At 66.4% G+C, this 13,428-nt stretch carries 14 protein-coding genes; 8 read left to right on the forward strand and 6 right to left on the reverse strand.

What is annotated here, in order from left to right; genetic code table 11:
* Positions 1–2: 2 nt before the first annotated feature.
* The gene (locus AB0876_RS06835) at positions 3–995 is read right to left on the reverse strand and encodes an alpha/beta fold hydrolase (RefSeq protein WP_491841914.1); all 993 of its coding nucleotides are present in this window, start codon (positions 993–995) and stop codon (positions 3–5) included.
* On the reverse strand, positions 992–1,831 hold the full coding sequence (locus tag AB0876_RS06840) for an alpha/beta hydrolase (RefSeq protein ID WP_064881325.1): 840 nt from the start codon (positions 1,829–1,831) through the stop codon (positions 992–994). The genes AB0876_RS06835 and AB0876_RS06840 overlap by 4 nt, the downstream gene beginning before the upstream one ends.
* Before the next feature lie 44 nt (positions 1,832–1,875).
* Between AB0876_RS06840 and AB0876_RS06845 the strand changes: the two genes are divergently transcribed.
* The gene (locus AB0876_RS06845) at positions 1,876–2,904 is read left to right on the forward strand and encodes an RNA polymerase subunit sigma-70 (RefSeq protein WP_526041559.1); all 1,029 of its coding nucleotides are present in this window, start codon (positions 1,876–1,878) and stop codon (positions 2,902–2,904) included.
* A gap of 14 nt (positions 2,905–2,918) precedes the next feature.
* Here AB0876_RS06845 and AB0876_RS06850 read toward each other — a convergent pair whose 3' ends face one another.
* Entirely contained in the window at positions 2,919–3,815 is an 897-nt protein-coding gene (locus AB0876_RS06850; RefSeq protein WP_526041560.1) for a type IV toxin-antitoxin system AbiEi family antitoxin, read from the reverse strand.
* A 164-nt stretch (positions 3,816–3,979) separates the two neighbouring features.
* Positions 3,980–4,504, reverse strand: coding sequence for a VOC family protein (locus AB0876_RS06855; RefSeq protein ID WP_526041561.1), 525 nt, complete (start codon positions 4,502–4,504; stop codon positions 3,980–3,982).
* Positions 4,505–4,645: 141 nt separating this feature from the next.
* On the opposite strand from AB0876_RS06855, the gene AB0876_RS06860 reads away from it, so the two are divergent.
* Entirely contained in the window at positions 4,646–5,770 is a 1,125-nt protein-coding gene (locus AB0876_RS06860; protein ID WP_064957619.1) for an NDMA-dependent alcohol dehydrogenase, read from the forward strand.
* 58 nt (positions 5,771–5,828) lie between these two features.
* Here AB0876_RS06860 and AB0876_RS06865 read toward each other — a convergent pair whose 3' ends face one another.
* On the reverse strand, positions 5,829–6,242 hold the full coding sequence (locus AB0876_RS06865; protein WP_526041562.1) for a YkvA family protein: 414 nt from the start codon (positions 6,240–6,242) through the stop codon (positions 5,829–5,831).
* A 78-nt stretch (positions 6,243–6,320) separates the two neighbouring features.
* Complete coding sequence (locus AB0876_RS06870) at positions 6,321–7,097, reverse strand: SDR family NAD(P)-dependent oxidoreductase (protein ID WP_055119465.1); 777 nt, start codon at positions 7,095–7,097, stop codon at positions 6,321–6,323.
* A 72-nt stretch (positions 7,098–7,169) separates the two neighbouring features.
* Here AB0876_RS06870 and AB0876_RS06875 point away from each other — a divergent pair, with 72 nt between their 5' ends.
* From AB0876_RS06875 to AB0876_RS06900, 6 genes are all read left to right on the forward strand, one after another.
* Entirely contained in the window at positions 7,170–7,880 is a 711-nt protein-coding gene (locus AB0876_RS06875) for a pirin family protein (RefSeq protein WP_526041563.1), read from the forward strand.
* Positions 7,858–9,114: a PQQ-dependent sugar dehydrogenase gene (locus tag AB0876_RS06880; RefSeq protein WP_526041564.1), complete on the forward strand. Its 1,257-nt coding sequence runs from the start codon at positions 7,858–7,860 to the stop codon at positions 9,112–9,114. The genes AB0876_RS06875 and AB0876_RS06880 overlap by 23 nt, the downstream gene beginning before the upstream one ends.
* 16 nt (positions 9,115–9,130) lie before the next feature.
* Positions 9,131–9,565: a helix-turn-helix transcriptional regulator gene (locus tag AB0876_RS06885; protein ID WP_491841907.1), complete on the forward strand. Its 435-nt coding sequence runs from the start codon at positions 9,131–9,133 to the stop codon at positions 9,563–9,565.
* 5 nt (positions 9,566–9,570) lie between these two features.
* Positions 9,571–9,981 carry a VOC family protein gene (locus AB0876_RS06890; protein WP_491841906.1) on the forward strand — a complete coding sequence of 137 codons (411 nt, stop codon included), beginning with the start codon at positions 9,571–9,573 and terminating at the stop codon, positions 9,979–9,981.
* 3 nt (positions 9,982–9,984) lie between these two features.
* Positions 9,985–12,348, forward strand: a complete 2,364-nt coding sequence (locus AB0876_RS06895; RefSeq protein WP_526041565.1) for an ATP-binding cassette domain-containing protein — start codon at positions 9,985–9,987, stop codon at positions 12,346–12,348.
* Positions 12,349–12,653: 305 nt separating this feature from the next.
* Positions 12,654–13,385, forward strand: a complete 732-nt coding sequence (locus AB0876_RS06900) for a TMEM165/GDT1 family protein (RefSeq protein ID WP_526041566.1) — start codon at positions 12,654–12,656, stop codon at positions 13,383–13,385.
* The last annotated feature ends 43 nt before the right edge of the window (positions 13,386–13,428 follow it).

Raw genomic sequence — 13,428 nt, forward strand, 5'->3', positions numbered from 1 at the left:
ACCTAGCCACCGGTACCGACAAACTTGCCGATCGCCTCCACCACCTGGAGTGACAGCGATCCGGGCTTGCCGTAGTTGGCGATGCTGTCGGTGGGATCGTCGCGCAGCACGTGGTTGACGCCCTTCAGTTCGACGACCGTGAGCGCAGTGTGCTTGAGCGCGCCGATCAGCGGACGTTCGGTCTCACAGTTGGCCTGCGCGTCGGAGTCTGAGCAGGTGAGCAGCACCGGCATGCCGTCGGGCAGCCGGGCCGCCAGTTGCAGCGGGTCGATCTTGTCGGCCTCGACGATGGCGTTGAGGTTGTCCTTGTTGACGATGGCGCTCAGGCCCTCGGGCAGGTTGGCGGGCACGGTCCCCTTGGTGCGGATCTCGTCGACGGCGGCCAGCCAGGCTGTCAGTACCTCAGGAGTGGCCCCGGCGCGCACCCGGTTGGTGATGATGTCCAGGTAGCGCCCGGACAGTGGCTGAAACAGGGCCAACGAGTGGACCTTCGGATCGGCAGCGCCGGCCAGGGTCATGGCGTGGATGGCGCCCTCACCCACCGCGTAGATCGACAGCTCGGCCTTGTCGGCGTCCGGCTGTGCGGTCAGGAAGCGCAGAGCGGCGGCCGCGCCGGTGGTGTACACGGCGCTGACCACGTCGGTGGGCTTCTTCGCGTAGGGGCCGAGCTTGGTGGCACCGGTTCCGATCTTGTCGTAGCGCAGGGACGCAACACCCTTGTCCGACAACGTTTCCGCGAGCTGACGCATGTTGCCGACCGGGCCGACGACCTTGTTGTCGCCGTTGCGGTCGGTGGGTCCGCTCTCGGAGATCAGCAGCGCGGCCGGGCGCGCCGCGCCCGCGTGCCGGTAGGACCCGTGGATGGTGAGCCCGTCGGCGTCGAAGGTGACGTCGGTGTCGGTCCACGTCGGCTGCTGAGCCTCCTTCGACGCCTCGTCCGTACCGCAGCCGGCGACCAGGAGCACCGAAAGCAGTGCCACCACAAGCTTTCTCACAGGTGCGTCTCGATCCAGGACGTCACGTCGTCGAGAACCAGCCCCTTCTCGGGCTCGTTGAACACCTCGTGGAACAGGCCCGGGTACACCTTGAGGTGCACATCCTCGGACGCCACACATTCGACAAGACGGTGGCTGCCTTCGACGGCCACCAGCCGATCCTTCTCGCCGTGCACCACCAGCAGTGGCGCGGTCAGGGCCGAGGCCCGCTGCGGCATGGTCTCCCCCACGATGATCAGCGCACGGGCGATACCCGCGGGAACCTTGCCGTGCCACACCAGCGGATCGGCCTTGTAGGCCGCCACCACCTCGGGGTCGCGGGACACCGCATTGGCGTCCAGATTCTCCACCGGCAACCCGGGGGCGATCTTGCCGAGCACCTTGGCCACCGCCGCCAGCACCGGCGACACGGCGGCCTGCGCGGCCACCGCGGGTCCCGACAGCACCATCGCGGTGTACTCGTCGGGGTATTCGACGCCGTAGCTGAACACGATGCCGCCACCCATGCTGTGCCCCAGCACGAGGCGCGGGAGGGCGGGATACTCGGCGGTCGCGATGCCGACGAGCGTGTGGAAGTCGCCGACGTACTCGGACATGTCGCGCAGGTACACCCGCTTGCCGCCCGAGCGGCCGTGACCGCGGTGGTCCAGGGCGTAGACGACCAGTCCGGCCTCCCCGAACCGTTGCGCGACGTGGTGGTACCGCCCGGCGTGTTCGCCCAGGCCGTGGGAGAGAACGACGACGCCCCGCGGTGCGGTGTCGGGCGTCCATACGTCGTAGACGATGCGGACCCCGCCGACGCCGTCAAAGGTCTGTTCACTGCGGGTGCTGGTCACCCTGGCGAGCGTAGCCGCACCGGTCGGAGATTTTCCGGTCGTGGTTGTCGGGGGTGCTGCGTAAGCTCGCGAATGTGACGGTCCTCGCCCACCGCCTGGATGACGACAGCCCGGCCGATGCGTTCCTGGCCGATGCTCAGCGCTACCGTCGTGAGCTGCTGGCCCACTGCTACCGGATGACCGGCTCGCTGCACGACGCCGAGGATCTGGTGCAGGAGACCTACCTGCGCGCCTGGAAGGCGTACGGGGGTTTCGAGGGCAAGTCGTCGGTGCGGACCTGGTTGCACCGCATTGCCACCAATACGTGCCTGACGGCGTTGGAGGGCAGGCAACGCCGCCCGCTGCCGTCGGGCCTGGGTAATCCGAGTTCGTCACCCACCGACGAGATCGCCGAACACCACGAGATCCCCTGGTTGCAGCCTCTCCCCGATTCCACCGACGACCCGGCGGATCCGAGCACGATCGTGGGGACCCGTGATTCGGTGCGGCTCGCGTTCGTCGCGGCACTGCAGCATCTGTCGGCCCGTCAACGCGCGGTGCTGGTGATGCGGGAGGTGCTGCAGTGGAAGGCGGCCGAGGTGGGCGAGGCGATCGGGGCGTCGACGGCCGCGGTCAACAGCCTGCTGCAGCGCGCCCGGGCCCAGCTCGACGCGGTCGGCCCCAGCCAGGACGACGCGGTGGACCCGCCGGATTCCCCGCACGCCCAGAACCTCCTGCGCAACTACATGGCCGCCTTCGAGGCCTACGACATCGACAAGCTCGTCGAGTTGTTCACCGCCGAGGCCATCTGGGAGATGCCGCCATTCGACAGCTGGTATCAGGGGCCGCAGGCCATCGGCGACCTGTCCCGCTACAAGTGTCCGGCCGAGAAGCCCGGGGACATGCGGTTCATCGCGACGAGCGCCAACGGCCAGCCCGCCGCAGCGATGTACATGCTCAACGCCGAGACGGGCCGGCACGAGGCCTTTCAGCTGCACGTCCTCGACGTCGGCCCCGAGGGTATCTCCCACGTGGTGGCGTTCATGGAGTTGTCGCTGTTCGAGAAGTTCGGTCTGCCCGTCGTTTTGCCTTGACGTCGAGTGGCCAGTTACGCCACACGATCTGCTGAAGCCCGTGCAACAACTGGCCACTGAGCTCCTCGGACCCGCAGGGCTTCGCATGTTCGAGCGACGATCACCTGCGGACGATGGTTCAGTAGGTCAGCTCCGACCCTGATGATCAACCACCCTTGCGCGGCGAGTTCGGCATAGCGGTCGATGTCGTTGGTCCGCACCCGAGGATCGGTCCAGTGCTGGGCGCCCTCGTATTCGACTCCGACCTTGAAGTCCGCATAGCCCATGTCGATACGCGCAGACCGCCTGGTGCAGAAGTTCCCATGCACCAAGATCTGTGTCTGCGGCTTCGGTAGACCGGCATCGATCAGCACCAGACGGGTGCGGGTTTCCGGCGGCGATTCGGCACCACCGTCCATCAGGTTGAGGACCTCGCGCAGTTGCACCAGACCGCGAACACCCCGATGCCGGTCGAGGAGCGGTGCGATATCGGCCGCGCACAAACCAGTTGCCTGCGAGAGCGCGTCCACCTGGATGACGGCCTCGTCCCGGCCCGGCCGCCGGCCCAGGTCGAAAGCAGTGCGTGCGGGTGTCGTCACCGGAAGACCGGAGAAACGGCGAGTCTCGTCTGCATACAACTCGTCGCGGTGAATCAGGATCCCGGTGGTCGGTTTTCCATTGCGACGGTAGAGCTCGGCAGGCGCTGTCGGGTCGATCCACTGCGTGCCGTACACCGCCGACGCCGACAGACCCGTCAACGTCGCCTGGCGCCCGGACCACAGCCAGGCGGCCAGCGCGCGCTTTGCAGCTGTCATCTCGGCGCCCTTGGCGAGGTAGACATCGCGATAGACAGCCTCATGACGACTCGCGAGTTTCCGCCTGGTCACCGTCCCAGCCGTCAACGCCTCTGTGCCGAGAAAGGGATCTTCCATGCCCGTACGGTCACCGGACCGTGCGACACATCCCCCGGCCCCCGGCGCCGTGGCACCCCTGTTGTGGATCAAAGCCGCGCTGGGGATATCCCACTCGAATGGCCAGTTATTGCACGCCAAGCCGGTCTTAATGTGCGCCAACTAGCCACTCGACGGGCACGAACCTACGAACCTTTGTAGGCCGCTTCTAGTTCAGCGATGTCGAACTTCCCGTGGGTGCTGAGCACCGCCGCCATCAACCGGCCATCGGCGGCGTCATCACCCTTGTCCAGCAGGTCGTAGTACTCCGTCGGGGTGATCTGCCAGGCCAACCCGTACTTGTCCTTGAGCCAGCCGCAGGGCAGTTCCTCACCGCCCTCGACCAGTGCCGCCCAGATCTGATCGAGCTGCTCCTGCCCGGTGACGCGCACCTCCAGGGAGACGGCCTCGGTGAAGTGGAAGTGCGGGCCACCGTTGATGCCGACGAAGCGCTGACCGGACAGTTCGAATTCGACCACCACCGGCACGTCCTGGGGAGAGGGCGAATCGGGGTGGGAGGCGATGGTCTTGACGATGCGGCCATTACCGCCGAACGCGTCGATGTAGTGCTGCGCGGCCTGTTCGGCCTCGCGGTCGAACCAGAGGTTGGGGACGATGCTTGCGTTGATCTCGGTCATGCGGGATAGACCCGCGTCGGCTGCGCTACTCATCGCCGAGTGGCCACCTGATGCACACAGATCGACCTGACGCGTGTCACAACGAGCCACTCGACGACGAAATCAAGCAGACAAACTGCCTGTTCAGGGCCCAGTTACTCGGCGGTATTGCAACCTGTTCTATTATCGCCTCCCATGAAGACCAAAGGCGCCCTGCTGTGGGAACTCAACTCGCCATTCAAGGTCGACGAGATCGACCTCGGCGACCCCGTCGCCGACGAAGTACAGATCCAGATGCATGCCGCGGGCATGTGCCACTCGGACTACCACCTGACCACCGGTGCGACCCCGATGGCGCTGCCGGCGCTCGGCGGCCATGAGGGCGCCGGCGTCGTCACCAAGGTCGGCAAGAACGTCACCGGCATCGAGGAGGGCGACCACGTCATCCTCGCCTTCATCCCGGCCTGTGGTGAATGCCCGCCGTGTCTGAAGGGCTTCCGCTCACTGTGCGACCGCGGTGCGGTCCTGCTCGGCGGCAAGGCCATCGCCGACGGCACCAGCCGCATCACCGCCGGCGGCCGTGAGGTGTCGCCGATGAACCTGCTGGGCACCTTCGCGCCGTACATGACGGTGCACAAGGATTCGGTCGTCAAGATCGACAAGGACATCCCGTTCGAGACCGCGGCCATCATGGGCTGCGCGGTGCCGACCGGCTTCGGTTCGGCCACCAACGTCGCCGACGTCAAGCCCGGCGAGACCGTCGTCGTCGTCGGTGTCGGCGGCATCGGCATGAGTGCGCTGCAGGGCGCGGTGATCTCGGGCGCCAAGCACGTCATCGCGATCGACCCGAACGAGTGGAAGCGTGAGCAGGCCATCAAGTTCGGCGCCACCCACGTCTACGCGTCGATGGCCGAGGCCATCGCGCCGATGATCGAGTTCACCTGGGGTCTGATGGCCGACAAGGTCATCATCGCCGTGGGCGAGATGAAGGGTGAGTACATCGAAGAGGCGATGATCCTCACCGCCAAGACCGGCACCTGTGTGGTGACGGGCATGGGTTCGATGATGGACGCCGACGTCAAGCTCAACCTGTTCCTGTTCACCATGTTGCAGAAGACGTTGAAGGGCAACATCTTCGGCGGCGGCAACTCGCACGTCGAGACGCCCCGGCTGACGGCGCTGTACAAGTCGGGCCTGCTCAACATCGACGACATGATCACGCGGACCTACAAGCTCGAGGACATCAACCAGGGCTACCAGGACATGTTGGACGGCAACAACATTCGCGGTGTCATCAAGTTCGACGAGTCGGACTGGTAAACCCCCACAGACACGGAATCCCCCTTTTCAGCGTCGAAAAGGGGGATTCTGCTTTTGTTCAGCGGGACAACCCGGTCAGCCGTGTCAGGGCGTCGAACCCGTCGTCGGTACCCGGCCAGTGCGCCCGGACAGCCGCCAACCCCGCATGGCGTACGACGCTGCGCAGCACCAAGGTGACGATGATGGCGTCGTCGGCATAGCCGAGCACGGGGATGAAGTCGGGGATCAGATCGATCGGCAGCGCCAGGTACACGACCAACAGCGCCAACCGGAAGCGCACCCCGCGGGGCAGCGTTTTGTCCCTGGCCAGGCGAGGGATCAACCGCAACAGGTCCGGAAGTATGCGCAGCGCCTCGGTGAGCAGATTTCCGCGCGGCCGCACGATGAGCAGCGCGCCAACCAGGACGAGCCAGCTCAGCAGCAGAGCGACGCCGAGGCCGAGCAACGCATCGCCCCACCAGGTGTCGGTCACACGACGATTTTCCAGCAGACGCAAAAGTCCCCCGGAACTGAAGCGCTCCGGGGGACCTCTCGTGTCTATTCGCGAAGGTTACTTCGGTGGCATCCGGATGCCACCGTCGACGCGGACGACCTCGGCGTTCATGTACGAGTTGGTCAGCAGCTCGACGACCATGGAGGCGAGCTCGTCGGGCTTGCCGAGGCGGTGCGGGAACAGCACCGACTCACCGAGCTTGGCCTTGAACGCCTCGGAGGCCTCGCCCTCGCCGTAGATCGGGGTGTCGATGAGGCCGGGGGCCACGGTGTTGACGCGGATGCCGACAGCGGACAGATCGCGGGCCACCGGCAGGGTCAGGCCGACAACGCCGCCCTTGGACGACGAGTAGGCCGCCTGGCCGATCTGGCCGTCGAACGCCGCGACGCTGGTCATGTTGACGATGGCACCGCGCTCGCCGGTTTCGCTGAGCTCGTTCTTGCTCATCTGGGTGGCGGCGATGCGGATGCAGTCGAAGGTGCCGACCAGGTTGATGTCGAGCACCTTCTTGTACAGGCCGAGGTCGTGAGCCGAGGAGAACTCGCCGTCCTTGCCGATAGTGCGCTGGGCCCAGCCGACGCCGGCCGAGTTCACCAGGGCGCGCAGCGGGCCGAGGTCCGCGGCGGTCTTGACCGCATCGATGATCTGGTCGGTGTTGGTGACGTCGACGGTGACGAAGATGCCGCCGATCTCCTTGGCGAGGGCCTCGCCCTTGTCCGCCTGCAGGTCAGCCACGACAACGCGGGCTCCCTTGGCAGCCAACTGGCGGGCAGTCGCCGCGCCGATACCTGATGCGCCACCTGTGACGATGGCGCTTGCTCCGTTGAGTTCCACGCCCAACACACTAAGCCCCGGCCCTCCCCGATCCACCGGTTGGTCAGCTACTGCCCTCGGTAGGCTGGCACCATGCCTGCCACGGTCGACATCCGCCGCGCCGGGGACCGCGGCGCCAGCACAACCGACTGGCTGAATTCACGGCACTCCTTCTCGTTCGCCGACTACTACGACCCGGCCAACACCCACCACGGCCTGTTGCTGGTGAACAACGACGACATCGTCGCGCCGGATGCGGGGTTCGACACCCACCCGCACCGGGACATGGAGATCGTCACCTGGGTGTTGTCCGGGCAATTGGCGCACGAAGATTCGATGGGCAACTCCGGGGTGATCTATCCGGGTCTGGCCCAGCGGATGTCGGCGGGCACGGGCGTGCAGCATTCGGAGAAGAACGGATCTGCCGATGAGCCGGTGCATTTCGTGCAGATGTGGGTGTTGCCCGATACGGCCGGCGTGACACCGAGCTATCAACAGCAGGAGATCGAGTTGGCCGCCACGCTCACCCCGATCGCCTCCGGTGCCCGCGATGCGGCCGTCACGCTGCACAACCGCGACGCCACGCTGTACGGCGCGCGGCTGCAGCCCGGCGATTCGGTCGAACTGCCGCAGGCCCGCTACGTCCACCTGTTCGTCGCACGCGGCGCGGCGACGCTGGAAGGATCCGGGCCACTCGCCGAGGGCGACGCCGCCCGCCTCACCGATTCAGGCGGACGGGTCACAGCTGACACCGAAGCCGAGATCCTGGTCTGGGAGATGAATGCGGGTTTGGGCGGCGCGTAGCGCGATCGCACTGGTCACCGCGGTCGTCCTGACCGCGTGTGGGACGAACCCCGGAACCGGATCACCGCCGACCCCCTCGGCGTCGACCTCGGAGCCTCCACCTGCCGGCCTCGAGTCGGTACTCGTTCAGGTGCCCGAGCGATTCGCCCAGGCCCCGCTCGACGAACCTCGCCTCGCCCAGATACCCGCCGGTTGGACCATCGAGGTGATCGCCCGGGTGCCCAAGGCCAGGATGGCCGTGTTCGCCCCCGACGGCGCATTGCTGGTGTCGGTGCCGGCCACCGGGCAAGTGCTGACGGTGCGCCCCGACCAGCGCACGCTGCTCGACGGGCTGGAGCAGCCGCACGGCCTGTTCTTCGCCGGGCCGACGTTGTACGTGGCCGAGAGCAACCGGATCGACGCCTATGACTATGTCGAAGGCCGGGCCGTCAATCGCCGCACCATCGCCGACGATCTGCCCGACGCCAAGAGCCCCGACCTGCACGGTGCCTACGCCCACGCACTCAAGAGCGTCGCCGTGGGACCCGATGGCGCCGTGTACTTTTCGATCGGCTCGACGGGCAACGTCTCGGCCGAGGATCGCACCGCCACGCCGCCGCGGGCCACCATCATGCGGGTACCGCCCGGTGGCGGACCTGCCACCCCGTTCGCCACCGGAGTCCGCAACGGAACGGGCCTGGCGCCGGCCCCCGACGGCTCGTTGTGGACGGCGGTGAACAACCGCGACGACGTCGCCGATCCACAGAGCCGGGTCCGCCAGGACTACGTGGACGACCACCCGCCGGAGTCGGTGGCCAAGCTGACGCCCGGACGCGAATTGGGCTGGCCATACTGCAATCCCGACGGCCCGCCACCAGCCGGGTTCATCCGCGACATGCAGACCAACCCCGACGGCAGCAAACTGGACTGTGCGGCGCTGACACCCGTCGAGCAGACCCTCGGTGCCCATTCCGCCCCGCTGGGCATGAGCTTCGCCGAACTGCCGCCACCCTACGGACCAGGTGCCCTCGTCGGGGTGCACGGCTCCTGGAACCGGCGGTCACCGCAAGCGCCGGAAGTGTCGTTCTTCGGTTGGCACGACGGCACATTGGGCCCGCAGCAGACCCTGGTCGGCGGCTTCCAGGCCGACGACGGCTCCCGCTGGGGACGTCCGGTGGCGGCGGTGACGGGCCCCGACGGCGCCGTCTACATCACCGACGACTACGCCGGCGCGGTGTATCGGCTGGGAGCCTAGACGTACCATCGCCGATGTGGCCGACCAACAGCTGGGTGATCTCAAGCTGCTGCGCCGGGTGCGGGACCGCATCGACCGCGAGTACGCGCAACCGCTGAACGTCGAAGCGCTTGCCCGCGGGGTCAGTATGTCGGCCGGACACCTCAGCAGACAGTTCAAGATCGCTTACGGCGAGTCGCCCTATTCGTATCTGATGACCCGTCGTATCGAGCGCGCCATGGCGCTGCTGCGCCGCGGTGACCTGTCCGTCACCGAGGTCTGCTTCGCCGTCGGCTGCTCCTCGCTCGGCACGTTCAGCACCCGGTTCACCGAACTCGTCGGCATCCCGCCGAGTGCGTATCGGCAACAGACCGCCGGAGTGACGAATGGCATGCCGTCCTGCGTCGAGAAGCAGGTCACCAAACCGATCAGGAATCGAGAAGCGCCGGCCACCCGCCTGCACCTAGCGTGAAAACCATGGAACTCACCATTCACTCAAGCATGCTCCCGCTCGACGACCCGGAAGAATCCCTCGCGTTCTATCGCGACGTCCTCGGCTTCGAGGTCCGCCTGGACGTCGGCAAGGACAAGATGCGGTGGATCACCGTCGGCCCACCGAACCAGCCCGACACCTCCATCGTGCTGTACCCACCGACCGCCACCCCCGGCCTCACCGACGACGAGCGCCGCACCATCGCCGAGATGATGGCCAAGGGCACTTTCGGGACACTCCTGCTGGCCACCAAGGACCTCGACGGTACGTTTGAAAAAGTTCAGGCCGGAGACGTCGAAGTAGTCCAGGAACCCACCGAGCAGCCATACGGTGTGCGGGACTGCGCCCTTCGCGATCCCGCCGGCAACATGGTCCGTATCCAGGAGTCGCGCTAACCGATGCATCCCGCCGACAGTCACGATCTGATCCGGGTCACCGGTGCCCGCGAGAACAACCTCAAGGACGTGGACATCGAGTTGCCCAAGCGGCGCTTGACGGTGTTCACCGGTGTCTCGGGGTCGGGCAAGAGCTCGCTGGTGTTCGACACGATCGCCGCTGAATCCCAGCGGTTGATCAACGAGACCTACAGCGCGTTCGTGCAGGGCTTCATGCCGAACCTGGCCCGGCCCGAGGTCGACGTTCTCGAGGGGTTGACCACCGCGATCATCGTGGACCAGCAGCGGATGGGCACCGACCCGCGCTCCACCGTCGGCACCGCCACCGATACCGGAGCGATGCTGCGCATCTTGTTCAGCCGGCTGGGCAGCCCGCATATCGGTTCCCCACAGGCGTTTTCGTTCAATGTGGCCTCGATCAGCGGGGCGGGAGCGGTGACGCTGGAGAAGGGTGGCCGCGCGGTCAAGGAGCGGCGCGACTTCAAGATCGTCGGCGGGATGTGTCCGCGATGCGAGGGTCGCGGCGCGGTCAACGACATCGACCTGACCGCGCTGTACGACGACACGAAATCGCTGAACGAGGGTGCGCTGAGCATCCCGGGTTTCAGCATGGACGGCTGGTACGGCCGGATCTTCCGGGGTTGCGGATTCTTCGATCCGGACAAGCCGATCAACAAGTTCACCAAGAAGGAACTCGACGCGCTGCTGCACAAGGAGGCGACCAAGCTCAAGGTCGACGGGGTCAACCTGACCTACCTGGGGCTCATCCCGCAGATCCAGAAGTCGTTCCTGGCCAAGGACGTCGAGGCCATGCAACCGCACATCCGCGCCTTCGTGGACCGCGCGGTCACCTTCACCACCTGCCCGGAATGCGATGGCACCCGTCTGTCGGAGACCGCGCGGTCGTCGAAGATCAAGGGCGTCAACATCGCCGAGGTCTGCGCGATGCAGATCACCGACCTGGCCGGGTGGCTCGGCGGCGTCAAAGATAAATCGGTGGCCCCGCTTCTGGCAGCGCTGCAGCACACGTTGGACTCATTCGTCGAGATCGGGTTGGGCTATCTGTCGCTGGACCGCCCTGCGGGCACCCTGTCCGGTGGAGAAGCCCAGCGCGTCAAGATGATCCGTCATCTGGGCTCGTCGCTGACCGATGTCACCTACGTGTTCGACGAGCCCACCATCGGGCTGCACCCGCACGATATCGCCCGGATGAACAACCTGCTGCTGGCCCTGCGGGACAAGGGCAACACCGTGCTGGTCGTCGAGCACAAGCCGGAGACCATCTCGATCGCCGACCATGTCGTCGACCTCGGGCCGGGCGCCGGATCGGCCGGGGGCGAGGTGGTCTTCGAGGGCAGCGTGGCGGATCTGCGCGCCGGCGACACCATCACCGGACGCCACCTGGGATACCGCGCGGCCCTGAAGAACAGGGTGCGGGAACCCAACGGTGCGTTGGAGATCCGCGGTGCCGACACCCACAACTTGCAGGACGTGGACGTCGACCTCCCCATGGGTGCACTGGTGGTGATCACCGGCGTCGCGGGCTCGGGCAAGAGTTCGTTGATCGACGGCTCGGTGGCCGGCCGCGACGGCGTGGTGGCGGTCGATCAGAGCCCGATCCGCGGTTCACGCCGCAGCAACCCGGCCACCTACACCGGGCTGCTCGACCCGATCCGTAAGGCCTTCGCCAAGGCCAACGGCGTCAAACCGGCGCTGTTCAGCTCGAACTCCGAAGGTGCCTGCCCGACCTGCAACGGCGCGGGGGTCATCTACACCGACCTCGGGGTGATGGCCACCGTCGAGACCACCTGCGAGGAATGTGAGGGCAAGCGGTTCGGCGCCTCGGTGCTGCAGTACACCCTCGGCGGACGTGACATCGCCGAGGTGCTGGCCATGCCGGTCAGCGAAGCTGAGCAGTACTTCTCCGACGGTGAGGCCAAAGTGCCTGCGGCGCAGAAGATCCTGTCCCGGATGGCCGATGTGGGCCTGGGCTATCTCACCCTCGGCCAGCCGCTGACCACCCTGTCCGGCGGCGAGCGGCAGCGGCTGAAGCTTGCCGCCCGGCTCGGAGATACCGGAGCCGAGAAGGCCGATACATTGATCCTGGACGAACCGACCACGGGGCTGCACCTGGCCGACGTCGAACAGCTTCTCGGGCTGTTGGACCGGTTGGTGGATTCGGGAAAGTCGGTGATCGTGATCGAGCACCACCAGGCCGTGATGGCGCATGCCGACTGGATCATCGACCTGGGTCCCGGCGCCGGGCACGACGGCGGCCGCGTCGTCTTCGAGGGCACCCCGGCGGATCTGGTCGCGGACCGTGCCACGCTCACAGGTAAGCACCTCGCTGAATATGTGGGTGCCTGAACCAGCATTGTCAGGGCACCCGAACTTTCCCGTGTTGATCCCCAAACTTATTGTCGAATAAGCACTTTCGCGCGCCACGGTTTGCACCGACCCCGCGGGCGTGCGTATGGTGGACAACAGCGAAGGGGAGTAGCCCCCAATCGGATATTCGACATACTGGCCGCGCATCAGCGACGCATGAGCGGCCCGGTTATCCGAACCGGTCACGACCGGTGGGCGAGACCTTCGGCCGTAGACCATTGGTTTGCCGGCCGGAGGCATCTGTTCAGCCCCCAACGGCAGCCAACGACCGAGGAGTTTGTCGAGTGCTGGCTGCACTGCTCTTGAGTTTCGCTGTCATCTTCGTCGCCGAGCTCGGCGACAAGTCCCAGTTGATGGCCATGACGTTTGCGCTGCGCTACCGCTGGTGGGTGGTGCTCATCGGCATCACCGCGGCCACCACCGCAGTTCACCTGATCTCGGTCGGCGTCGGTCACTACCTGGGCGCGGCGCTGCCGACACACCTGCTCGGCATCCTCGCCGGTGTGGCGTTCGTGTTCTTCGGGCTGTGGACCCTGCGCGGCGACAAGCTGTCCGACGATGAGGCGACCAAAGCCCAGCGCTCGACGGCGCCGGCGTTCTTCACCGTCACCTCCGCGTTCCTGCTGGCCGAGCTCGGCGACAAGACGATGCTCGCGACCATCACGTTGGCCGCCGACAACGACTGGGTGGGCGTGTGGATCGGTTCCACCATCGGCATGGTGGCGGCCGACGCGCTGGCCATCGTGGTCGGGGCGATCGCAGGCAAGCACCTCCCCGAACGGGTGATCCAGCTGGGCGCTGCTGCCCTGTTCGTCATCTTCGGTGTCGCGATGCTGCTGGAGGGCGCGTTCCCGGCAGCCCCGGCGTTGTTGACCACGGCGGGCGCGATTGCGGTGACGGCGCTGGGTGCGGCAGGCCTGCGCCTGCTGCCCACACATTTGCGGCCTGCGGTACTCCGCAAGACCGAGACGGCCGATCCAGCTAACACCGATCAACCAGGTGCGATCGCCCCTTGATCCAACCGTGACCAGGCTGTTACGCATGTTGACAGAGTTTCCT

This window comes from Mycobacterium sp. NPDC049093 (assembly GCF_040704635.1).
In the GTDB taxonomy this organism is placed as follows: domain Bacteria; phylum Actinomycetota; class Actinomycetes; order Mycobacteriales; family Mycobacteriaceae; genus Mycobacterium.